This is a genomic window from Bradyrhizobium sp. MI1.4, assembly GCF_055811315.1.
The window spans coordinates 56,109-77,469 of sequence record NZ_JBVVPP010000027.1 but is presented as its reverse complement, the minus strand read 5'-3'; the positions used below and the strand labels follow the sequence as shown (position 1 = coordinate 77,469).

The 21,361-nt window shown below is 65.2% G+C and carries 20 protein-coding genes; 6 read left to right on the top strand and 14 right to left on the bottom strand.

Annotated features, from left to right (window positions below; translation table 11 throughout):
- Nucleotides 1-17 precede the first annotated feature (17 nt).
- The 7 genes from AC0L23_RS25405 to AC0L23_RS25375 form a co-directional block, all read right to left on the bottom strand.
- Complete coding sequence (locus AC0L23_RS25405; protein ID WP_007610722.1) at nt 18-254, bottom strand: twin-arginine translocase TatA/TatE family subunit; 237 nt, start codon at nt 252-254, stop codon at nt 18-20.
- 166 nt (nt 255-420) lie between these two features.
- On the bottom strand, nt 421-1,173 hold the full coding sequence (gene scpB, locus AC0L23_RS25400) for an SMC-Scp complex subunit ScpB (protein WP_027567087.1): 753 nt from the start codon (nt 1,171-1,173) through the stop codon (nt 421-423).
- 21 nt (nt 1,174-1,194) lie between these two features.
- On the bottom strand, nt 1,195-2,034 hold the full coding sequence (locus AC0L23_RS25395; protein WP_027518127.1) for a segregation and condensation protein A: 840 nt from the start codon (nt 2,032-2,034) through the stop codon (nt 1,195-1,197).
- Nucleotides 2,031-3,059 carry a beta-N-acetylhexosaminidase gene (gene nagZ / locus AC0L23_RS25390; RefSeq protein WP_018458031.1) on the bottom strand — a complete coding sequence of 343 codons (1,029 nt, stop codon included), beginning with the start codon at nt 3,057-3,059 and terminating at the stop codon, nt 2,031-2,033. The genes AC0L23_RS25395 and nagZ overlap by 4 nt, the downstream gene beginning before the upstream one ends.
- Before the next feature lie 45 nt (nt 3,060-3,104).
- Nucleotides 3,105-4,676 carry an SPOR domain-containing protein gene (locus AC0L23_RS25385; protein WP_085353573.1) on the bottom strand — a complete coding sequence of 524 codons (1,572 nt, stop codon included), beginning with the start codon at nt 4,674-4,676 and terminating at the stop codon, nt 3,105-3,107.
- Nucleotides 4,677-4,815: 139 nt separating this feature from the next.
- Complete coding sequence (argS, locus tag AC0L23_RS25380; protein WP_085384620.1) at nt 4,816-6,606, bottom strand: arginine--tRNA ligase; 1,791 nt, start codon at nt 6,604-6,606, stop codon at nt 4,816-4,818.
- A 9-nt stretch (nt 6,607-6,615) separates the two neighbouring features.
- Nucleotides 6,616-7,824: a deoxyguanosinetriphosphate triphosphohydrolase gene (locus tag AC0L23_RS25375; RefSeq protein WP_026233487.1), complete on the bottom strand. Its 1,209-nt coding sequence runs from the start codon at nt 7,822-7,824 to the stop codon at nt 6,616-6,618.
- A 134-nt stretch (nt 7,825-7,958) separates the two neighbouring features.
- On the opposite strand from AC0L23_RS25375, the gene erpA reads away from it, so the two are divergent.
- Nucleotides 7,959-8,288, top strand: a complete 330-nt coding sequence (erpA, locus tag AC0L23_RS25370) for an iron-sulfur cluster insertion protein ErpA (protein ID WP_007610737.1) — start codon at nt 7,959-7,961, stop codon at nt 8,286-8,288.
- 9 nt (nt 8,289-8,297) lie between these two features.
- On the opposite strand, the gene AC0L23_RS25365 is transcribed toward erpA, so the two are convergent.
- A complete protein-coding gene (locus AC0L23_RS25365) occupies nt 8,298-10,625 on the bottom strand; it encodes a hybrid sensor histidine kinase/response regulator (protein ID WP_473357478.1) in 2,328 nt (775 codons plus the stop codon).
- Between the two features lie 133 nt (nt 10,626-10,758).
- On the opposite strand from AC0L23_RS25365, the gene xth reads away from it, so the two are divergent.
- On the top strand, nt 10,759-11,556 hold the full coding sequence (gene xth, locus AC0L23_RS25360; protein WP_007610740.1) for an exodeoxyribonuclease III: 798 nt from the start codon (nt 10,759-10,761) through the stop codon (nt 11,554-11,556).
- A gap of 15 nt (nt 11,557-11,571) precedes the next feature.
- Here the strand turns inward: xth and AC0L23_RS25355 are convergent, their stop codons facing one another.
- Both AC0L23_RS25355 and ilvD read right to left on the bottom strand, forming a co-directional pair.
- Nucleotides 11,572-12,393, bottom strand: a complete 822-nt coding sequence (locus tag AC0L23_RS25355; RefSeq protein WP_026233489.1) for a tetratricopeptide repeat protein — start codon at nt 12,391-12,393, stop codon at nt 11,572-11,574.
- Nucleotides 12,380-14,104, bottom strand: coding sequence for a dihydroxy-acid dehydratase (gene ilvD, locus AC0L23_RS25350; RefSeq protein WP_027518135.1), 1,725 nt, complete (start codon nt 14,102-14,104; stop codon nt 12,380-12,382). The genes AC0L23_RS25355 and ilvD overlap by 14 nt, the downstream gene beginning before the upstream one ends.
- Before the next feature lie 700 nt (nt 14,105-14,804).
- Here ilvD and AC0L23_RS25345 point away from each other — a divergent pair.
- On the top strand, nt 14,805-15,071 hold the full coding sequence (locus AC0L23_RS25345) for a hypothetical protein (protein ID WP_085353203.1): 267 nt from the start codon (nt 14,805-14,807) through the stop codon (nt 15,069-15,071).
- Entirely contained in the window at nt 15,071-15,292 is a 222-nt protein-coding gene (locus tag AC0L23_RS25340) for a hypothetical protein (RefSeq protein ID WP_085353205.1), read from the top strand. The genes AC0L23_RS25345 and AC0L23_RS25340 overlap by 1 nt, the downstream gene beginning before the upstream one ends.
- A gap of 26 nt (nt 15,293-15,318) precedes the next feature.
- Here the strand turns inward: AC0L23_RS25340 and AC0L23_RS25335 are convergent, their stop codons facing one another.
- Entirely contained in the window at nt 15,319-15,888 is a 570-nt protein-coding gene (locus AC0L23_RS25335; RefSeq protein ID WP_085353207.1) for a hypothetical protein, read from the bottom strand.
- Between the two features lie 199 nt (nt 15,889-16,087).
- Here AC0L23_RS25335 and AC0L23_RS25330 point away from each other — a divergent pair, with 199 nt between their 5' ends.
- Nucleotides 16,088-16,261, top strand: coding sequence for a hypothetical protein (locus AC0L23_RS25330; RefSeq protein ID WP_018458042.1), 174 nt, complete (start codon nt 16,088-16,090; stop codon nt 16,259-16,261).
- A gap of 151 nt (nt 16,262-16,412) precedes the next feature.
- On the opposite strand, the gene AC0L23_RS25325 is transcribed toward AC0L23_RS25330, so the two are convergent.
- The 3 genes from AC0L23_RS25325 to AC0L23_RS25315 all read right to left on the bottom strand — a co-directional run bounded on the left by AC0L23_RS25325 (nt 16,413) and on the right by AC0L23_RS25315 (nt 18,793).
- Nucleotides 16,413-16,625 carry a hypothetical protein gene (locus AC0L23_RS25325; RefSeq protein WP_085353209.1) on the bottom strand — a complete coding sequence of 71 codons (213 nt, stop codon included), beginning with the start codon at nt 16,623-16,625 and terminating at the stop codon, nt 16,413-16,415.
- A gap of 149 nt (nt 16,626-16,774) precedes the next feature.
- Nucleotides 16,775-16,951, bottom strand: a complete 177-nt coding sequence (locus AC0L23_RS25320) for a hypothetical protein (protein ID WP_018458044.1) — start codon at nt 16,949-16,951, stop codon at nt 16,775-16,777.
- A 105-nt stretch (nt 16,952-17,056) separates the two neighbouring features.
- Nucleotides 17,057-18,793 carry an adenylate/guanylate cyclase domain-containing protein gene (locus AC0L23_RS25315; RefSeq protein WP_018458045.1) on the bottom strand — a complete coding sequence of 579 codons (1,737 nt, stop codon included), beginning with the start codon at nt 18,791-18,793 and terminating at the stop codon, nt 17,057-17,059.
- A gap of 324 nt (nt 18,794-19,117) precedes the next feature.
- Between AC0L23_RS25315 and AC0L23_RS25310 the strand changes: the two genes are divergently transcribed.
- Nucleotides 19,118-21,307 carry a lytic transglycosylase domain-containing protein gene (locus tag AC0L23_RS25310; protein WP_018458046.1) on the top strand — a complete coding sequence of 730 codons (2,190 nt, stop codon included), beginning with the start codon at nt 19,118-19,120 and terminating at the stop codon, nt 21,305-21,307.
- Nucleotides 21,308-21,361 lie beyond the last annotated feature (54 nt).

Here is a 21,361-nt window from a genome sequence, read left to right as displayed (position 1 = left end):
CTCGCGTGCTCTCTGGCTCAGACGGCCTTGCTGCCGACGTCCGACCGTGCCGCGGTCGGCGCGGCATTGTTGTGCTCGATGGACTTGGCCGGCTCGGGCTTGTCGGCGACCTTGTCGTCGTCCTGCATGCCCTTCTTGAACGCCTTGATGCCCTGCGCCACGTCGCCCATCAGATCCGAGATCTTGCCGCGACCGAACAGCAGCAGGACCACTGCGATCACCAGGACCCAGTGCCAAATGCTGAGTGAACCCATCCTGCAACCCTCCAAACGCGCATGGCCGGGGACCGGCCGATCTTCACCGAAACCTAGGCTTGGCAGGTGTCAAAAACAAGGACCAAGGCAGCGCCAATTCGCTGTTGGCGCTACGTAATTTTGCTAGTGTTAACTGGTCGCAGGCGGCCGGTAAAAGGCCGGGACGTCAGTCCTCGCTGCCACCCTCGCCCCCCTCATGGCCGCCTTCCGGCGGCGTCTCGGGCTCGACCGCGGGCGCCAGCGCCAGATCAAGGTCCTCGCCCGGCTCCAGCGGATCCTCGTCTTCCCGCAAAGTCGGGTCATCCGACGGCGTCGGCACGCTGAATCCGGTCGGCAGGCGCGAATCCAGCAGGCCCGTGCCCTTCAGCTCCTCCAGGCCCGGCAAATCGCCGAGCTGTTCCAGAGTAAACTGCGACAGGAAGTCCTCGGTGGTTCCGAAGGTCAAGGGACGGCCCGGCGTCTTGCGACGACCGCGCGGCTTGATCCAGCCGGTTTCCAGCAGCACGTCCAGCGTGCCCTTCGAGGTGACGACGCCGCGGATCTCCTCGATCTCGGCGCGCGTCACCGGCTGGTGATAGGCGATGATCGCCAGCACCTCGATCGCGGCGCGCGACAGGCGGCGGGTTTCGGTGCTCTCGCGGGTCATCAGCCAGGCGAGATCGCCCGCGGTGCGGAAGGTCCATTTGTTAGCGACCCGCACGAGATTCACGCCGCGCAGGGAGTAGTCGGCCTGCAACTGCTCGAGCGCGGCCTTCACGTCGACGCCCTCGGGCATGCGCTTGGCCAGCGTCGCGGTATCCAGCGGTTCATTCGAAGCGAACAGCAGCGCTTCCAGCAGCCGCAATTCTTCGGGACGTGCCTGGGACTCGTTCTCCATCGGCTCGGCCTCTTCTACCCGCACTTCAGCCAGGCTTGCCATGGCAGATTCTCCTTGTTGCACTTAAGCGACCGGCGCATCGGGCGCAGGAGCTGCGTCCATGACCGGCTTGGGGCGCCCCTTCCGGAAATAGATGGGCGCAAACGCCTCTTTCTGATTCAGCTCGAGCTGACCTTCGCGCACCAGCTCGAGCGCAGCCGCGAAACTCGAGGCGAGCACCGTCGCGCGCTGCGTCGGATCGGCGACATGCTGAAGCAGAAAATCGTCGAGAACGCCCCAATCGTCTTGCTCGCTGATGCTGCCGACCAGCCGCTCCAGCGTGGCGCGCGCCTCGGCGAGCGACCACACCGTGCGCTTGGCCAGATGCACGCTCGCCAGCACGCGCGACTGGCGCTGCGCGGCATAGGCGGTGAGCAGGTCATAGAGCGTTGCCGTGTATTTCGGATGCCTGATCTCGGCGATCTGCTCGGGCTCGCCGCGCGGGAAGATGTCGCGCAGCAATTGCTGCCGGTTCATCAGCCGGTTGGCGGCTTCACGAATCGCCTCCAGCCGGCGCAGGCGGTTGGCGAGCGCCGTCGCCATCTGCTCCGCGCTCGGGCCTTCCGCACTCGGCGGCTCCGGCAGCAGCAGACGCGATTTCAAGAAGGCGAGCCATGCCGCCATCACGAGATAGTCGGCGGCGAGCTCGAGGCGGATCTTTCGCGCGGCTTCGATGAAGTGGAGATATTGGTCGGCGAGCGCCAGGATCGAGATCTTGGCGAGATCTACCTTCTGCTGCCGCGCCAGTGCGAGCAGCAGGTCGAGCGGACCTTCATAACCCTCGACGTCCACCACCAACGCCGGCTCACCCTCGGCGAGCTCTGCGGGCCGCCCGGTTTCAAACGATAGGATTTCTGCGGTCATGCCGATGCCGTGTTTGCCCGTGCGATCAATGCCTCCAGTTCGGCGCGCGCGGCCGCGCGATCGAACGGTTGCGGTCCTTTACGCGCAGCGAGCGCGGCGTTCGCCCGCTCCAGCGCCCTGCCCGCCAGTTCGGGTGTCTGGCCGGCGACCTCACGCATTTCCTCGATGTTGCCGTTGCAATGCAGGGCCATGTCGCAGCCGGCCGCAAAAATGGCGCGGGTCCGTTCGGCGATGTTGCCCGACAGCGCGTTCATCGACACGTCATCACTCATTAACAAACCCTGGAACCCGATTGCGCCGCGAATCACCTCAGCGATCATTGTCGCAGATGTCGTCGCCGGATGGGCGGGGTCGACCGCGCTAAACACAACATGTGCAGTCATGGCCATCGGCAAATCCGCCAAAGGCTTGAATGCCGCGAAGTCGGTGCGATCCAGTTCGTCGCGCGACGTGTCGACCGTCGGCAGATTGAAATGGGTATCGGCCGTAGCTCGGCCATGGCCGGGGATGTGCTTGAGCACCGGCAACACGCCACCCTGTTCCAGGCCCTCGGTGACCGCGCGGGCGATCGCGGCGACCTTTCCCGGTTCGGTGCCGTAAGCCCTGTTCCCGATGACGGCGTTGGCGCCAGCCACCGGCACGTCGGCCAGCGGCAAGCAATCCACGGTAATGCCGAGATCTGCGAGATCGCACGCGATCAGCCGGGCGCTGAGGCGCGCCGCGGTCAGCCCGAGCGCCGAATCAGTATCGTAGAGGCCTGCGAAAATAGCGCCCGGCGGATAGACCGGCCAATGCGGCGGCGTCAGGCGCTGCACCCGCCCACCCTCCTGATCGATCAGGACAGGGGCATCAGCGAAACCCGCAACCGCCCGCAATTCCGCAACGAGTGCAGCAACTTGAGCCGGCGTCTCGACATTGCGCTTGAAGAGGATGAAGCCCCACGGGCGTTCGCTGCGGATAAACTCCCGCTCGGCGGCGGTTAGTTCCGTTCCGGAAACGCCGGTAATGAAGGCCCGCGTGCTCATACGGCCGATTAACCCTGACCCGCGAGAGGGTCAAGGAAACGGCCGTTAATTCCTCTGGACGAAGCAGGCAGACAGGCCAGCGGATTTCAAACTGTTGCAGGCCTGGTTCGCCTCTTCGAGCGATCCGTACGGCCCAGCGAAGGCGCGGTAGACGATTCCCTTGCCCTTGTCGGTCAGGTCGACCCGCTTGACCACGGGTGCGCGGGAGCCAAGCACGCTGCCGTACTTGCTCTGAAGCACCCGGTACGAGGCGTGGGCGCTATCCTCGGTCTGCTGCGAGGAGACCTGCACGACGTAGCCGCCGCCACCGCTGCTCGCGGGCGCAATTTGCGTCGGATTGGTCGCAGCCATCCGCTGCGGTGGCTCCGCGGCCGGCGCCGATTGCGGCGCAAGCGAGAGCGGCTGATTGGCACTGGCATTGGCCGAGGTCGGCGGCGTGCGTGGTGCAGCTGGTGCCGCAACGGGCTTCGGGAGAGCTGTCGGCTTCGCGGCCGTGGCCGCTTGCGACGCGGTGGCGTCGGTCTGATCGCCCTTCACGGCCACGGTCCTGATCGCGCGCGGCGAATTGTTCGGCAGCGTGCCGTTGCTCGGATTCGGGCCCGCACTCGACAGCGGAATGCTGGACGGCGACACGCTCGCGACTGGCGGCGGGTTCGCGTTCTGGTTCAGCGCCGGGAACACCACGCGGGGACCTCCCGCCTTGGCGTTGACGTCGACAGGCGCCTCCTCGCGCGGCACGATCTTCTCGGCGCCATCTCCGGTGACCATGCGGTCCGGTACCTTGGCCGAGGAGTCCGACGGCGCCGGCACGATTTTGGTCGGCGTGTTGTCGGCCTTGATGATCGGCGGCTCGCCGCTGCGGGGCGAGCCCACATAGGTCTTGTAAGCGAACGCAGCGCCGGTCCCGACCACGGCAAGGGCCAGGATCGCCGCGACGGTCATCATGCCGCCGCGCTGCTTCTTCGGCTCGTCGAGATCGGCCTCGGGATAGTCGCTCTGGAACGCGTAAGGATCGTCGGGATAGGCGGGATCGCGCTGATAGTCCTGCTCGCCCGCCTCCAGCCGTCCGTAGAGCGCCTCGTCGTAGCGCGCCGGATCGGGCTGCTGGTGGGCTTGCTCCTGGTAAGCCTGATCGGGCTGCTGATATGCCTGATCCTGATAGGCCTGCCCCTGATGGGTGCGAGCTTGATAGGCCTGATCCGGATAGGCCTGCGGCTGACGATAATCAGGTTCAGGCTCGGGCGCAGTCGGCTGGGCTGAATAACGATGCAGTGGATGAACCGGGTTTACGGAAGCGGGATAGGCAGGCTCAGCTGGCACCGTCTGCGGCTGCACATTGGCGCGCCGCATCCATGAGGGTGGCCCGGGCGGCGGGGCCTGCTCGGCATAGTCCTGCTGGCCATCGTCCTGGCGATAGTCGTCGTCCTGATAGCTCTGGGCAGGCGCAGGTGCTGCAGGCGGGTGCACGCCCGGCCGCCCTTGCGCTGCGAACGGATCGGTCTGCCCGATCAGGCGGGCAAGTTCGGCCAAGGGATCACCGCTCTCCGCCCTCCCATGCTGATCGCCACCGCGATAGTCATCGGAAGGAAACGGTCTGTCCTGATATCGTTCGGCCATCGTGATGATGCGTCCCTTCGGGAAAGCCGCGCGCCCCTCGACCAAGGCGCGGCTTTCGACCCACAAGGCTTTCAACCAAGTCTAAGCGATCCGGCTTCTGCCGGTTACCCCCGAAATCCCTTAAGTAGTTCGCCCCAAACTACCGCATCTCGTCCGGAGCATGGACGCCGAGGATGGCGAGGCCCGATGCCAGGACAGAGACGACGCCCTGGACCATGGCCAGCCGCGCCTTCGTTAGATCTGCATCATTATTGATAATGAAGCGTAAATAGGGCAAATCGCGCCCCTTCGTCCAAAGTGCATGAAATTCGCTGGCTAAATCATAGAGATAGAAGGCAATTCGGTGGGGCTCGTGGGCGGTTGCGGCCGCTTCCAGCATGCGCGGAAATATTGCGAGCCGCTTAAGAAGGTCGAGTTCAGCCGGGTCCGACAGCCGTTCCACCGCCGACTCACCCAGCCAGGCGATGCGCTTTTCCGTTTCCTCCGGGAGTTCCGGGAACACCTCGGCCCGGGCGTTGCGGAAGATCGAGTGGCCGCGGGCGTGGCCGTACTGCACGTAGAACACCGGGTTGTCGCGTGACTGTTCCATGACCTTGGCGAGGTCGAAGTCGAGCACCGCGTCGTTCTTGCGGTAGAGCATCATGAAGCGGACGGCGTCCTGGCCGACTTCATCCACCACCTCACGCAAGGTGACGAAGTCCCCGCTCCGCTTGGACATTTTCACCGGCTCGCCGTTGCGCAGCAACTTCACCAGCTGGACGATCTTGACGTCGAGCGCCCCCTTGCCGGAGGTGGTCGCCTTCACCGCCGCCTGCATGCGCTTGATGTAGCCGCCATGGTCGGCGCCCCAGACGTCGATCATCTCCGCGAAACCACGGTCGAACTTGTTCTTGTGGTAGGCGATGTCGGCGGCGAAGTAGGTGTAGGAACTATCCGACTTGACCAGCGGGCGATCAACGTCGTCGCCATAGGCGGTCGCCTTGAACAGCAACTGCTCGCGATCTTCCCAATCCTCGGCCGGAGCCCCCTTTGGGGGCGGCAGACGGCCCTGGTAGACGTCGCCCTTGGCGCGCAGGAAATCGATGGTCTCGGCGACCTTGTTGTTGCCGGCGTCCTGCAGCGAGCGCTCGGAGAAGAACACGTCGTGGCGGATGTTGAGCGCGGCGAGATCATCCTTGATCTCGTCCATCATCATCGCGATCGCCTTGGCGCGCACCGTCGGTAGCCACGCGCCCTCGCTCACGGCGAGGAGCTTGTCGCCGTGCTCCTGCGCCAGCGCCTGCCCGACCGGCTTCAGATAGTCGCCGGGATAAAGGCCTTCCGGCATCGCGCCGATGTCTTCGCCGAGCGCCTCGCGATACCGGAGGAACGCGGAGCGGGCGAGCACGTCGACCTGCGCGCCGGCGTCGTTGATGTAATATTCGCGCGTGACGTCACGGCCTGCGAATTCAAGCAGGCTCGCCAGCGCATCGCCGAACACGGCGCCGCGGCAATGGCCGACATGCATCGGTCCGGTGGGGTTGGCGGAGACATATTCGACGTTGACCTTGGAGCCGCCGCGGACGCGGCCGTAATCGGCGCCCTCGCGCAGCACGGTCCGTAGCGCCTCGGCCCATGCGGCCGGCTCCAGCGTCAGGTTGATGAAGCCTGGACCTGCGACGTCGACCTTGGCGATCAACGGGTCCGCGCGCAGCCGTTCGGCGATCTGCTCGGCGAGGTCGCGCGGCTTTGCCTTTGCCTCTTTCGCAAGCACCATGGCTGCGTTGGTCGCCATGTCGCCATGGGAAGCATCGCGCGGCGGCTCGACCACCACGCGCGAGAAATCGATGCCCTCGGGCCAGTTGGCTTCCGCCGCGAGCGCGCGGCAGACCGCGTGCACGCGTGCGAGCACGTCGGCGAACAGGTGCAGTGCTGAGGATGTGTCGGGCATGGGCGCCGCCTAACGCAAATCCGGGGTCGAGTCAAAGAGCCGCTGGTGCTCGGTCAGGGCGAAACGGTCGGTCATTCCGGCAATGAAATTCCCGATCCGGCGGGCCCGGTCGCCCTCATTGTCCGCCTCCGCCCCGACCAGCCATTCCGGCGGCAGCTCGCCGGGCGAGGTGAGGTATTTTGCGAACAGGTCGAACAGGATCTGTTCCGCCTCGCCCATCACCCGCATGACCCGCTTGTGGCGGTACATGTGCTGATAGAGAAAGCGCTTGATGGCGGCCTCCTCCTCGGCGACCGCGGCGGGGAATGCGATCAATGCCCGGCTCTGCTGGCGCACGTCCTGTGCGGATTGCGGTTTCACGGCGGCAAGGTTTATCTGGGCCTCGGCGAACACGGCACCGATCAAGTGTGAGATCAGCTCGCGCACCAGCTCGGCGCCGCGCCTGACGTCTTCGAGATCGGGGTAATGCGCAGAAGTCTCGGCGATGATCTCCGCGGTCAGCGGCATCACCTTGAGGTCGTCGAGGTGAAACAGGCCGGCGCGCAGACCGTCGTCGATATCGTGGGCATCATAGGCGATGTCGTCCGCGATCGCGGCGACCTGTGCCTCCAGCGAGGCGAAACTCCACAATTCGAGATCATAGATCTTGATGTAGTCGGCGATGCCGACGGGAACGCCGCGCTCGCGATAACGCCCGGCCGGCGCACCGCTGCGATCGGTCAGCGGGCCGTTGTGCTTGACGATGCCCTCCAGCGCTTCCCAGGTCAGGTTGAGCCCGTCGAATTCGGGATAGCGCTGTTCCAGGGCCGCAACGACGCGGAGCGTCTGGGCGTTGTGATCGAAGCCGCCAAAATCCTTCAGGCAGGCGTCCAGCGCCCGCTCGCCGGCGTGCCCGAACGGCGGATGGCCGAGATCGTGGGCGAGCGCCAGGGTTTCCGTGAGGTCCTCGTCCAGCCCGAGCTGCCGGGCCAGCGCGCGGGCGATCTGCGCCACCTCCAGCGAATGGGTCAGCCGGGTGCGGTAGTGGTCGCCCTCGTGGAACACGAACACCTGGGTCTTGTATTTCAGCCGGCGGAACGCGGTGGAATGGATCACCCGGTCGCAATCCCGTCGAAACGGGCTGCGGGTCCGGCTTGGCGGTTCCGCGACCAATCGGCCGCGACTGCGCTCGGGATCGCAGGCATAGGGCGCGTGGGGGGCAGCCATTCCGACGGACACGGCGAATTTAGTCTCTATCCATTTGATTCTGCGTATGGTGGCACTTAACTATGCCGGACGCGGGATACCAACTGAATAGGGCACGTGACCTTCAGGTGACCTTGGTGTGACCGCGGGCCTATCGGAGACGAACGATGACGACTGACGTGACCATCAGTGACAAGGCCGCACGCCGGATTGGGGAGATCCTCAAGGGCGAAGGGTCTGGCGCGATGCTGCGGATCTCGGTCGAGGGCGGAGGCTGTTCCGGCTTCCAGTACAAGTTCGACATTGACCGTGCCCGCACTGACGACGATCTCGTGATCGAGCAGGACAATGCGGTGGTGCTGGTCGATTCCGCCTCGCAGCCGTTCCTGGCGGGGTCGCAGGTCGATTTCGTCGACGATCTGATCGGCGCCTCGTTCCGCGTCAACAATCCGAACGCCACGGCGTCCTGCGGCTGCGGGACCAGCTTCTCGATCTGACGTCGCCGGCTAGGCGCCGGTCATCTGCCTTTCCTCGTCCGTCCACTCCACGTCGACCGACATGAGCTCCGGCTGAAGTGGTGCGTCTCCCGCCATCACATGTCCATCGAGCGCGCGCAGCAGCGCCGCCAGCAGCGCGGGTTTGCGTAGCGGCTTGGCCAGGAAGTCCGACATGCCGGCCTCGCGGCAGATCTTGACGTCCTCGGGGAAGGCATTGGCGGTGAGCGCGATGATCGGCAAGGATTCGAATCGGCCACCTTGCGCACGGATCGCCCGGGTTGCGGCAAGGCCGTCTATGTCGGGCATCCGCACGTCCATCAGCACGAGATCGTAGTCTTCCTCCGAGGCCGCCGCGACGGCCTCGACGCCGTCGGTGACGACGCGCAGCTCGACGTCGAAGGCCCCTAACATCTTGCTCACGACCATGCGGTTGACGGCGTCGTCCTCGGCGATCAGCACCCTCAGCGGTCGGTCGAGACTCGCGATACGCGCCTTGAGGTAGTCGGCTTCGTCGCGGTCGGCAATGTAGTCGGATGCCTTCTCCTGGCTCCAGGGCAGCACCAGCGTGAAGCTGAATGTCGAGCCCTCGCCCGGCGTCGAGGTGACGCGGATGGTGCCGCCCATCTGTTCGATGATGCGCCGGATCGCAAGCCCAAGCCCGGTCCCGCCGAAGCGGCGGCTGATCGAGGCGTCGGCCTGCGCGAAGTCGGAGAAGAGCTGGCCAAGCTTCTCGGGGGCGATGCCGATACCGCTGTCGGTCACGCTCCATTCGACGGTGGCGAGCAGATCGCGGCGGGCCTGACAGACGGCTGCGATCGTGACTTCGCCTTGGTCGGTGAACTTCACCGCGTTGGATGCGAGGTTGAGCAGGACCTGGCGGATACGCGCGACATCGCCGCGCAGCGTCGGCGGCAGGTTCGGATCGAGCTTGACCTTGACCGCGAGCCCCTTGCTCTTGGCACTCGCGCGCACGACGGTCGCCAATGTCTCTACCAGCGCCTGCGGCGCGAAGTCGATCACCTCGAACGCGAAGCGTCCAGCCTCGAGCTTGGAGAGGTCCAGGATGTCGTTGAGGATGCGCTGGAGATTGTCGCCGGACTCGCGGATCGTGGTGACGGCCTCGTGCTGCTCCGGATCGAGTTTTGTCTCCAGCAGCATGCTGGCAAGCCCGAGCACGCCGTTCATCGGCGTGCGGATCTCGTGGCTCATCACCGCGAGGAAATCCGATTTGGCGCGGCTCTCGGCCTCGGCCTTTTCCGCGCGCCAGCGCTCGGTCACGTCGCGGCCGAAGCCGCGATAGCCGAGGAATTGACCGTCGCGGTCGTAGGCCGGCTTCGCGGTGAGCGACCACAGCCGCGCCTCGCCGCCGGCGACGACCTTGAGGTTCATCTCGTGCAGCGGTTCGGCGTGCTCCATCAGGCCGACGACATTGTAGGCCGCGCTCTTGTCTTCGGGGCACAGCATGTCGAGCACGTCGGCGAAATGCGAGCCCTTCAGCAAGGGCAGTGGCAGCTGTGCGACCGCGGCGAAGCGCTCGGGCACGTCGACCAAATGCCCTTCGGCGTCGGTCTGCCACAGCCAGTCGCTGGCGTTCTCCTGAAAATCTTTCAGCAATAGTGAGATGATCTCGGTCTGGCGCTCGAGCTCAAGCTGGGCCTTGAGATTGCCAAGGAACAGATTGCCTTGCGAGACGATGTTGCGCGCCATGAAGAACGCGAACAGCAGCAGGAACACGGCGGTCACGAGGTAAGGCCCGGTGCCGCATAACAGCAACGCACCGGCGCAGGCGATCGTCGTCGTCGCAAGATAGACAAGGCCCGCACGCGGGAAGGTCGAGAGCGTGAAGGCACCGCCGGACATCATGCCGACCATAAGGCAGGCCAGAATGAGCTGGCTGGTCGGCTCGATGCGGCTGAACAGCGCGACCGGCAGCGTGCCCCAGATTGCGGCGAGGAAAAACGCCTGCCGCAACATCTGCCGCACGGCACGGGGCGAGACTTCTTGCGCCGGGCTCTGGTGGGAGCGCCGCCACGCGCGCACCGCGAGCGAGGCGGCGGTCGCGAGGGTCATGCCCCAGATCGCGAGAAAGTCGTTCCAGCCACGACCCCAGAACAAAATCAGCACAACGGCGACGTTGAGCATGGTGACGGCCATCGTCACCGGGATCAGGCGTATCACCGCGTCGATCTGCTTGGCACGGATGCGGCTCAGCTCGCGCTCGCTGAGACCGGCGGTCAGGCCGTCCTCGATCTCGTAGCCGCCGAGCCAGTACAGGAACGCGCCGATCAACCCGTCGCGGGGCTCGGTTCGCTTCATGGCTTTGTTCGGCCGTCCCATTCGAAAAACCTTTTCACGATCAATGGCCCGGGCCCGACTTAAGCCGGGTTAATTTTGTGGGAGATTTCGCAGCGTCCTTGACGGGCGCGTTTGCATTTTGTTCTAACCATGGCCCCTGCCCGGAGCCGCCAAGATGCCCATCAGAATAGCCACCTGGAACGTGAACTCGGTCCGGCAGCGCATCGATCTCCTCCTGACCTGGCTGAAGGAGTGCCAGCCGGACATCGTCTGCCTCCAGGAGATCAAATGCGTCGACGAGGCCTTCCCGCGGCTGGAGATCGAGGCGCTCGGCTACAACGTGGTCACCCACGGCCAGAAGACGTTCAACGGTGTCGCTCTGCTCTCGAAGCTCCGGTTCGACGAGACCAAGTCGGGGCTGGCCGGCGACGACGAGGACGCCCATGCTCGCTTCCTCGAAGGCGTGGTGACGCTCAAGTCCGGCGTGCTGCGCATCGCCTGCCTCTATCTGCCCAATGGCAATCCGGTCGGCACCGAGAAATATCCCTACAAGCTCAAATGGATGTCGCGGCTTCTTGAGTATTCGAAGGAGCGCCTCAAGACCGAGGAGCCGCTGATCCTCGCAGGCGACTTCAACGTTATCCCGCATGCCCGGGACGTCCATAATCCCGCCGCCTGGACCGAGGACGCCCTGTTCAAGGCCGAGACGCGGGAGAGTTTTCAGTCCCTGCTCGGCCTCGGCCTGACCGATGCGCTTCGGGCCGTCACCGACGAGCCCGGGCTCTACACTTTCTGGGACTACCAGGCCGGCGCCTGGCAGAAGAACCACGGCCTGCGGATCGACCACCTTCTGCTGTCGCCACAGGCCAGCGACCGGCTCGCCAATGTCGGCATCGACAGCTATGTGCGCAGCTGGGAGAAGCCGTCGGACCACGTGCCGGTGTGGGCGGATCTCGATCTTGAGGCGGCGTGAGGCCGCCTCAACCCATCACTCCCGTCGACCCTGCACCCATTGCTCCAGCATCTGCAGGCACATGGCGCGATCGTCGTCGGAGGCCTTTGCGAAGGCGCGGTTGTAGTTTTCCTTGATCCAGGTCTCGTCGCTGCCGGCGCTGTCGCGCGCCAGCGTCAACCACATCAGGCCGCGGGCGGCCTGCCGCGGCAGGCGGTCGCCGTTGAACAGCATCTGGCCGAGCAGCGCCTGGGCCTCGTGCTGGCCCTTCTGCGCGGCGAGCCCAAGCCAGCGCGCGCCGTAGCGGAAATCCTCGCGCGAAGCGTCCGGCGTCTTCAGGTACAGGCGGGCGAGATCGTATTGCGCATCCGCATTGCCGAAATAGGACGCGGCATAGGAAAACATCTCCCGCGCCCGCTCCTGGTCCGGCTTGACCTTCGAATTCGGGATGCCGCTGAGATAATAGCGGCCGAGCGCCACAAAGGCGTTGGCGACGATCTGCGCCTGCGGCGCGGACGGGCTGTCTTCGGCGTGCGCGTTGGCGATGCGGGTGAAATACTCGAACGCACGCACATCGTCCTGGGCGACGCCGTCGCCATTGGCGTACATGCGGCCGAGCTTCCACTGCGCGATGGGGTGGCCACCCTCCGCGGCATATTGCAGGGCGCTGAGCGAGGTTTCCTGGGGCACGACTGGCGGTACATTGCGCACCTTGCCTGCTGCGCCCGGCAAGGTCGTGACCACCGGGATGGTCGCATCCTTCTGGCTGACGGGTGCGCCGTCAAAGGCGAGAGCCGGCGCGGCCAGCGCGGCAGCCCCCAACACAAACGCAACGATGGTACGCCTAGATGTCCGCATAGCACTGTTTCTCGTGCGCGCCGCCCGGATGGGTCACTGCCCCACCGACCGCTGGTCCAACCTGCTGAGCATATTTCCAGAGCGCGCCCGTCGTGTGGTTAGTCGCGCGAGCGGTCCATTTGGTCTTGCGTTGGGCAAGCTCCTGGTCGCTCAATTTTACGTTAAGGGTACCGGCGACCGCGTCGATTTCGATGATATCGCCGTCCTCCAGCAACCCGATCGGGCCGCCGATGGCGGCTTCCGGCCCGACATGGCCGATGCAGAAGCCGCGGGTGGCGCCGGAGAAGCGGCCGTCGGTGATGAGCGCGATCTTGCCGCCCATGCCCTGGCCGGTCAGCGCCGCGGTGGTCTGGAGCATTTCCCGCATGCCGGGACCGCCCTTCGGCCCCTCGTAGCGGATCACGATGACTTCGCCTTCGCGGTAGGTGCGCTTCTGGACGGCCTCGAAAGCATCCTCCTCACGGTCGAAGCACCTGGCCGGACCGGTGAACCTGAGGTTGGACATTCCCGCGACTTTCACGATCGCACCTTCTGGCGCCAGATTGCCCTTCAGACCGACCACACCGCCGGTGACGGTGATGGGCTTGTCTGCCGGGTGCACCACGTCCTGGTGCGGATTCCACTTCACGCTTTTGAGGTTTTCGGCGATCGTTCGACCGGTGACGGTCATGCAGTCACCGTGGAGAAATCCGTTGTCGAGCAGCGTCTTCATCAGAAGCGGTATGCCACCTACTTCAAACATGTCTTTGGCGACATAACGGCCGCCTGGCTTCAAATCCGCGACGTACGGTGTCTTTTTGAAGATTTCGGCGACGTCGAACAGGTCGAACTTGATGCCGCACTCGTGCGCGATTGCCGGCAGGTGCAGTGCAGCATTAGTCGAGCCACCGGACGCGGCGACCACGGCGGCGGCATTCTCCAGCGCCTTGAGGGTGACGATGTCGCGTGGCCGGATGTTTTGGGCGATCAGCTCCATGACCTGCTCGCCCGCGGTCATGCAGAAGGCGTCGCGAATTTCATAGGGTGCCGGAGCACCGGCCGAGTACGGCAAGGCCAGCCCGATCGCCTCGGAGACGGTCGCCATCGTGTTGGCGGTGAACTGCGCGCCGCAGGCACCCGCCGAGGGGCACGCCACGCGCTCGATCTCGTCGAGGTCCTCGTCCGACATTGCGCCGACCGAGTGCTTGCCGACGGCTTCGAACATGTCCTGCACGGTCACCTGCTGGCCCCGGAAATTGCCGGGCAGGATCGAGCCGCCATAGATGAAGATCGAGGGCACGTTGAGACGGACCATCGCCATCATCATGCCCGGCAGCGACTTGTCGCAGCCGGCCAGGCCAACGAGAGCGTCATAGGCGTGGCCGCGGATCGTCAATTCGACGGAATCGGCGATGCATTCGCGCGACGGCAGCGAGGAGCGCATGCCGTCATGCCCCATGGCGATGCCGTCGGTCACGGTGATGGTGCAGAACTCGCGCGGCGTGCCGCCGGCGGCTGCGACGCCCTTCTTCACCGCCTGCGCCTGGCGCATCAGGGAGATGTTGCAGGGCGCGGCCTCGTTCCAGCACGAGGCGACGCCGACGAAGGGCTGGTGGATCTGGTCGGTGGTCAGACCCATGGCGTAGAGGTAGGAGCGATGGGGCGCGCGCGCAGGACCTTCCGTCACGTGACGGCTCGGCAGCCTCTGCTTGATGTTGCTCTTCGCGTCCATCGCAAACCAGTTTCCCCGGCCAACCCTTTCAGACCCGAAAAATCAGAGCCAAGATTTGAATCGACCTTTTGAATCGACCTTGGGGATTTCCGTCGTCTTCCAGGATCACCGCTGCCGCTAAAATATTCGAGTGATTTTATTCATGTTCGGGTGTGGCCAAAAAGCGGCGTCGATGCGAACGGACAGAGAAGATGGTTAAATCCGTGACGAGTGTTGCACGGACGGCACAATCGTGGCCGTGAGGACACGATCGAGCTTACTGCGATACCCCCGGCGGGAGGACAATCCCACAACTTCAAGTTTCCGGTGCGTGCCTGCGTTGCAACTTCGGCGCGACGACGAGGCGCAGCCAAGGTGAGTCGGCGCTTCATCATCTCCCCGCCTGTCCGGACGCGCCGCAAGGGCGCTGCGTCCAGGCCACAGATCGAAGTGTTGTGCACACTCTCTCCACATCGTCTTTGCGAGCGGAGCGACTTGTCCGCCGAAGCTTTAGCGAAGGCGGAAGCAATCCAGAATCCTCCGCGGAAAGACTCTGGATCGCTTCGCTGCGCTCGCAATGACGGAGCAAGGGGCAGCAATCGCCATCCGCCAATGCAGATTCAACTTGCAGACACGCTTCGCGTTCTCGCGGCTGATTCCGCCCGAGCTTTGCTTCGTCGCTTCACCCTCTTGTCCAAGAGGGCGCAGGGTACCCGCTGTCGTGCTCGCCAGCGTGGGCAGCCTGATCGCGGTGCTCGACCATGCGCACGGGCTGATGACGAAACTGTCCATCGCCGTCGTGGTCTGCGCCTGGGTCTGGATCGTCTGTCGATCGCGGACGCGCGGCTTGAAAATCCGATCGTCCGTGCTGGCTGCAATGTGCGCCGCGACCGTTCTGACCGCGACGGCCGCGCTGTGGCCGGTGATGGGGCCCGCCGTCTTCCACACCCGCGGTGTCGCCAAGAAGCCGAAGCCTCCGGCCGGCTGATGGACGCAATCACAATCTTCGGACTGCTGTCGGTCAGTGCGATGCTGCTGTTTTACGCGCTCGAGCCGCGCGGACCGCATTTCGTGCTGGCCTTCGCGGCAGCCTGCGCGCTCAGCGGGGTCTATGGCTTTCTCCAGGGCGCCTGGCCGTTCGGGTTTGTCGAGACGGTTTGGACAGCGGTCGCCTTGCAGCGCTGGGCAAAGGTCCGGTTATCGGCATGACCGGACTTCAGTGCCTTGGTTGGCGCTCAGGCGTTCCGCATCGCGCGCCCGAACGGATCGGCCAGACGGACGATCTCACAGGCGGCGACGAGGCCGGCGAGCCAGATGGCGCTGGTCAGCCCGATCCGGGTCACGATGGCGGCGGTGAAGGCGCCCTCGCCGCCCAGGACCGGCGTCGCGGCGAACTCATAGACCGCGTAGGCGGCAACGAATGCAATCGCAAGCATCAGCGGCGTGCGGCCTTGCGGCAGCCTACGGAGGACCGTCGATGCTGCTGCGGTCGATAGCAGCGCAGCAGCGCCGATGACGAAGCCCCAGGCGATAGTGCTGGGGTCGATCGGATAGTGCAGCGCGCCGAAGCCGATGCCCTGGTTCACCAGCCAGGCGCCGGTGACGACGAGCAGCGCCGGACGCAGCGGCAGCATGGCGGCGGCGACAACCGCGCAAGCCGCAAACGGCGTGGCACAGGCGAATGCAAAGCTTGCCAGCGCGCATGACACGATCAGCAGCGCGAAGCCGAACAGCGGCGCAAGACGCGCCGCGACCGGGGTAAGGCGGAAACGGTCGCGGAGGGGCGGCAGGATTGGACGGGGCATGGATGAACTCATGCCGACGATCCTAGCACATTTGCACCTGCTTGGATCACCTCCCGCGGCAGTTCAACTGCCTCATCAGAGGTCCCGACGGATGGTGACGCGCGCCCTCTTGCCCTCAGCTGGCTGCGCTCGGCCCTCTTCTCCTTAAACGGCGGGCTACGCTCGCCCTCTTGGGCGCTGGGCCTGAGCCCAGGCCGCGGTGACGTCGCGCGGCGGGACGTCGACGCGCCGGATCGGCGTCAACTCGCCGGAGGCGGAGATGATCGCGGTCTCCTCGCGGCGGCAGCGCGGGCAAACGAAGCGGACCTCGTTCGGCGAAGCCGACCAGCTCGAACGTCTTACATTGGCGGCCATCGGCCAGGCTGCGCAGTGAGAGCATGAGACCAGGAACCGACCGGGATCGAGCATACCCATTCCAAAGGACTCCGCGTCCTGCCATCCCTTCAATGATTGATCCATGTGAATCGTTCCGGTGCCAAAACACCGTCGAGACACCGTCGGCCCCGAACCAGGGGCGGAGCCGCTCAGCGGGCGCCCTTGAGCGTGCACGACGTGCTGCAGGTGACCGTGTTGCCGTGGTCGCACGCCTTGCAGGCGGCAACGCACTGGGTCATGTCGCGGGGATTGAAGGAGGTAAAGTTCCGCATCGCGCAGACCGGGGTCGAGCCGGTGATCTCCTGCTCCTGGTTGCAGGCTGCCGTCATGAGTCCAAACATGATGACCGCAAGGAGGCGCATGGGATCGCCCTGTGAGGCACGACAAAACAATCTCGCGAGGCGCGCTGCACCGCAGCGGGCGCCGGCATTTCCACTGCGGAAAATCGCCGCAGGCGTCCCCGCATCTGCATTGAGGATGCGCGCCAAGTGTTAAGAACGGATTGCCGGCGTCAGGCCGCAGCTTGGCTCGCTATGGCCTGCCGCATGTCCACCGCCAGCTGGCGATACCGCTCCGAGAGCTTCAGATAAAACTCACGCTTGGTGCTGTCGGTGGCGAGCCTGGCGATCAGCTCGCATTCGGCGGTGAGCGTCTCGAACCGTTCGAGCCTGTTCTCAAGTTCTGTCATCGGCGTGTCCCCATCAAACGCCTCAAGGACACCAAACCTAAGCCCGGGAAATAGGTCACTGCGAACATCGTTATCGAGTAGAATCAATTTTTCCCGCGCGGCCGACTATTTCTGCTCCAACCGCCAGGCGCCGTCCCAGCCCTCGTCCGGCGGATGGGCCTCGAACCGCGTGATACGAGCAAGCATTGCCCGCGAGGGGCCGTCGCCTGGGACGGCTTCAAGTGCCGCGTTGAAGCCGGCGCGGGCCTCGTCGAAGCGGCGGGCGCGATAGGCGGCGAGGCCTTCGGCGTAGTGAGAACGCAGGCTCTCATGCGCGGCCGTGAGTGCGCCTGCCCGGCCCATCACCTCGAAGATCGTTTGCGGCGCGCTCTGGCCGGCGACCGCAAGACGGTCGACCTCGCGCAATCCGAGGTGCGAGCCGATCGCGTCCGCCGTCGCCTGCGAGATCAGGATACGGGTGCCATAGGTCTTGTTGACGGCCTCCAGTCGTGAGGCGAGGTTCACGGCGTCGCCCATCACGGTGAAGCTCATCATCAGCTCGGAGCCGATGCTGCCGGTCAGGACCTCGCCGGTGGCGATGCCGATCCGCAGATCGCAAAGCCCGGGCATGGCGCGGATGCCGAGCAGATCCGGCAATTGCTTCTGCAGCGCGGGCACCTGATCGGCCATTTCGATCGCAGCAAGGCCTGCGAGCAGCGCCGGCTCTTCCTCCTCGATGAAGGGAGGGCCCCAATAGGCCATGATGGCGTCGCCGATATATTTGTCGATGATGCCGCGGTTGCTCCTGATCGGACCGGACATGACGGTAAAATAGTGGTTCATCACCTTGACCAGGCCGCGCGGGGTCATGCCCTCGCTCATCGCGGTGAAGCCGCTCATGTCGCAGAACATGATGGTCATCACCCGGCGCTGGCCGTCGACGGCGACCTCCGGCCGGTCAATCAGCCCCTGCACCACCTTGGGATCGATGTAGCGGCCAAAGGTCTCGCGGATGCGCTCGTTCTGGCGCAATTGCTCGACCATGCGATTGAAGGCGGAGGCGAGTTCGCCAATCTCGTCCTGCGTCGAGACACTGATGGTCTTGTCGAAGCGGCCCGCCTCGACTTCGCGGGTGCCGGCCAGCAAGAGCCGGACCGGTCGCGTGATCCCGGTGGAGACCATGATCGCAAAGGCAAGTCCGACGATCGCCGCGAGGATGGTCACGATGCCCGAGACGATGATCGCCTGGCGCTGATGGCGGATCACCTGCGCGGTGCTCACGAACACCTGCGAGAGCATCTCGGCGCGGATCGCATCGATCCGCTGGGTGAAGAGATCGCGGAGCGCGTCCACATGGACGAGCACGTCGCGCGTGGCCGCAAAGTCCTTGGCATCGAGCAGCCGGAGCAGCTTGGCGTCCTCCTCGTCGAGTTCGCGGCGAAGCTCCTTGACTGCATTCTCGATGCGCGTCTCGATCCGGGCGAGTGCCGCGTTGTCCGACGGTGTGCTCTCATCGTCGATGATCGCGTTGATCAGCTTTCGCGCGGCTTCGGCCTCCTGCTCGACCTGGGCGTCCGTTTCCCTGAAGATCTTCAGCCGCGCCGCAAAGCCCTCCTCGTCCGGCGGCGTTTGCATTTTGGCGATCACCATGCGCCGCATCGCCAGCGCCCGCTCCAGCGAACGCACATTGGACCGCGCCAGGTGGCCGTAAGCCGGAATATACCGCGCGGTCAGCTCATCCAGAAGATGGCCGACGCGGCTGGACATCACCATCGACAGGATCGCGGTGACGACCATCAGGATGATGAGGCCGAGCGCAATCCCGACGATCTTGCGCCGGATCGACTGGTTGAAAATCGGCATGGGCGCGGGACAATGGGCTGAAGGGGAAAGGCTTTGGAACCCAATACAACGGATTTGCCGCCGGGAATACGCGCAATTTGGCCGCTTCGAGGCGTCCTGAACCGCCGCAACCGTCGCGCGAGCCGTATTCGTTAATGAAGGTTAAGAGACCCGCTCGCCCCGCCGTTGCACAGGTTCCCTGGCTCCATCCGTATTTCGCCGCATTGTTGGAACAGCTTCAGGATGCGAAACGACGTCGTGTCACCATTTTGACGCCGTTTTGATTCTCGAGCCGCATCTCGTCGCGGACTTTGGTTTGTACTGGTTTCGCAGGGGGACCACGGAATGAACCAGTGCCTACGCTCGCTCGCGTGTGTCGTTGCCGTGGCCGCTTTGGCCTTCATCCCTACAGAGCTGGCAGCGAAGAGCGGTCACAAATCGTCCGCGCCGAAGAAGACGCATGAGGCGAAAACCGGCAAGCAGCGCCACGCCTCCGCCGGCAAGGCGCGGCACGGCAAGCATGCCGAGGCCAAGCGCAAGTCGAAGAAGCAGGACGACGCGCCCTCGGACAAGCCGGCAGCCCCGCCGCTGACTGGCGATCTCGCCGCGCTGAAGGATGCCATCGATCTCGCGCGGAAGGGCAAGACCGAGGACGCCAGCGCGGCGCGCGACCGCATTGCCGACCCGGCCGGACAGAAACTCGCCGACTGGTTTATGCTGCGCCATTCCGAAAGCACGGCGAATTTCAAGCGCTACGCCGCCTTCCTCGCCGCCAATCCGGACTGGCCGAGCAGCGCGCTGCTCCGCCGCCGCGCCGAGGCGCGGCTGTGGCAGGAGAAGGCCAACGCGGCGACCGTGCACAAATTCACGATGGACCGGCCGACCAGCGCCAAGGGCAAGTTCGCGCTCGCCCGCGTGCTGATGACCGAGGGCGACAGCGACAGGGCCGCGCGTCTCGTGCGCGATGCCTGGCGCACGGACGAATTGTCCGAGCGCAGTGAGGAGGATTCCTACCAAGCGTTCCGCGATCTCCTGACCGCCGAGGATCATCGCGCCCGCATGGACAAGCGGCTCGGCGCCAAGGACTATGCGGGGGCGCGGCGCGCAGCCAAGCGGCTCGGCGAGGATGCGCTCGCGATCGTCAAGGCCTGCGCCGCAGTCACCGGCAAGGCCAGCAAGGCCAAGGATTACCTGGAGGACATTTCGGCCGAGGCGCGCCGCGACCTCGGCTATGTGCTGTGCCGCGCGCAATGGCATCTCCAGAATGACCGCATCGACGACGCGGCCGAGGTGATCCTGGCCGCCGCGCCCGATACGATGGCGGCGCAAGACACCGACGCCTGGTGGCGCGAGCGCCGCCTGCTCGCGCGAAAGCTGCTCGACCAGGGCAAGTTCAAAACCGCCTATGATTTGGTGCGCTCGGCAGCCGTGCCCGCGATGGAGGTCTATCGCGCCGACTATCACTTCATGTGCGGCTGGATCGCGCTGCGCTATCTCGATGATCCCAAGGCGGCGATGACGCATTTCGCCGCGATCGACGAAGGCTCCGCCAATCCGATCGCGCTGTCGCGCGCGCATTATTGGCGCGGCCGCGCGGCCGAGGCAATGAACGCACCGGCCGATGCGCGCCTGAGCTATCAGGCGGCGGCGCGCTATCCGACCGCCTATTACGGCCAGCTCGCCCGCGCCAGGCTCGGTCTCGACCGCATCGAGCTGCGTGCGCCCTCGCCCGTGCTGGCAGCAGTCGACGCGCCGCCCGCGGACGAGCGCGTGCGCGCCGCCGACATGCTCTACGGCGTCGGTGAGCGCGACATGGTGTTTTACTTCGCCGAGGATTTTGCCAAGGAGAGCACCGACGTCGCCGCACTCGAAGCGCTCGGCGAGCTCGCCGGCCGGCGCAACGATGCGCGCGTGATGCTGGAGGTCGGCAAGTCGGCGCTGGCGCGCGGGCTCGCGCTCGATCACTACGCCTTCCCGACCATCGGCATCCCTGAACATAAGCAGGTGGCGCCCGCGATCGATCCCAGCGTGATCTATTCGGTGGCGCGCACCGAAAGCTCGTTCGACCAGCGCGACAAATCGGCCGCCAACGCAGTCGGGCTGATGCAGGTGACGCCGGAAGCGGGCCGCGACACCGCAAAGCGCTTCGGCCTGACCTATGACTGGGACAAGATGGTCTCCGATCCCGTCTACAACACGCAGATGGGCGCGGCCGAGCTCAGTGCGCTCATGTCGGAATATCGCGGCAACCAGATCATGACCTTCGCCGGCTACAATGCCGGCCGGGGCCGCGTGCGCGAATGGGTGCAGGCGCGCGGCGACCCCAGGGATCCCAAGGTCGATCCGGTCGACTGGGTCGAGCGCATCCCGCTGTCGGAGACGCGCAACTACGTCCAGCGCGTGATCGAGAACGTGCTGGTCTATCGTGCGAGGTTTGAGGCCAGCAGCGTCGTCGCGGGGAAGTCCGAGCAGCGCGTTACGACGCCGAACAGGGGCGCGATGCCGACGGCATCGGCCGCAGCCGCCGCGCCCTAGCTTCGCGACGCCGGGGCTGGACGCGGCGTGAAGCTGGATGCAGTGACTGCGACC

What these genes read in the sequence shown, in the direction of transcription:
- AC0L23_RS25405 (WP_007610722.1), bottom strand. Translation starts at nt 254, where the DNA reads ATGGGTTCACTCAGCATTTGGCACTGGGTCCTGGTGATCGCAGTGGTC.
- scpB (WP_027567087.1), bottom strand. Translation starts at nt 1,173, where the DNA reads ATGGCAAGCCTGGCTGAAGTGCGGGTAGAAGAGGCCGAGCCGATGGAG.
- AC0L23_RS25395 (WP_027518127.1), bottom strand. Translation starts at nt 2,034, where the DNA reads ATGACCGCAGAAATCCTATCGTTTGAAACCGGGCGGCCCGCAGAGCTC.
- nagZ (WP_018458031.1), bottom strand. Translation starts at nt 3,059, where the DNA reads ATGAGCACGCGGGCCTTCATTACCGGCGTTTCCGGAACGGAACTAACC.
- AC0L23_RS25385 (WP_085353573.1), bottom strand. Translation starts at nt 4,676, where the DNA reads ATGGCCGAACGATATCAGGACAGACCGTTTCCTTCCGATGACTATCGC.
- argS (WP_085384620.1), bottom strand. Translation starts at nt 6,606, where the DNA reads ATGCCCGACACATCCTCAGCACTGCACCTGTTCGCCGACGTGCTCGCA.
- erpA (WP_007610737.1), top strand. Translation starts at nt 7,959, where the DNA reads ATGACGACTGACGTGACCATCAGTGACAAGGCCGCACGCCGGATTGGG.
- AC0L23_RS25365 (WP_473357478.1), bottom strand. Translation starts at nt 10,625, where the DNA reads ATGGGACGGCCGAACAAAGCCATGAAGCGAACCGAGCCCCGCGACGGG.
- xth (WP_007610740.1), top strand. Translation starts at nt 10,759, where the DNA reads ATGCCCATCAGAATAGCCACCTGGAACGTGAACTCGGTCCGGCAGCGC.
- AC0L23_RS25355 (WP_026233489.1), bottom strand. Translation starts at nt 12,393, where the DNA reads ATGCGGACATCTAGGCGTACCATCGTTGCGTTTGTGTTGGGGGCTGCC.
- ilvD (WP_027518135.1), bottom strand. Translation starts at nt 14,104, where the DNA reads ATGGACGCGAAGAGCAACATCAAGCAGAGGCTGCCGAGCCGTCACGTG.
- AC0L23_RS25340 (WP_085353205.1), top strand. Translation starts at nt 15,071, where the DNA reads ATGGACGCAATCACAATCTTCGGACTGCTGTCGGTCAGTGCGATGCTG.
- AC0L23_RS25335 (WP_085353207.1), bottom strand. Translation starts at nt 15,888, where the DNA reads ATGCCCCGTCCAATCCTGCCGCCCCTCCGCGACCGTTTCCGCCTTACC.
- AC0L23_RS25325 (WP_085353209.1), bottom strand. Translation starts at nt 16,625, where the DNA reads ATGCGCCTCCTTGCGGTCATCATGTTTGGACTCATGACGGCAGCCTGC.
- AC0L23_RS25320 (WP_018458044.1), bottom strand. Translation starts at nt 16,951, where the DNA reads ATGACAGAACTTGAGAACAGGCTCGAACGGTTCGAGACGCTCACCGCC.
- AC0L23_RS25315 (WP_018458045.1), bottom strand. Translation starts at nt 18,793, where the DNA reads ATGCCGATTTTCAACCAGTCGATCCGGCGCAAGATCGTCGGGATTGCG.
- AC0L23_RS25310 (WP_018458046.1), top strand. Translation starts at nt 19,118, where the DNA reads ATGAACCAGTGCCTACGCTCGCTCGCGTGTGTCGTTGCCGTGGCCGCT.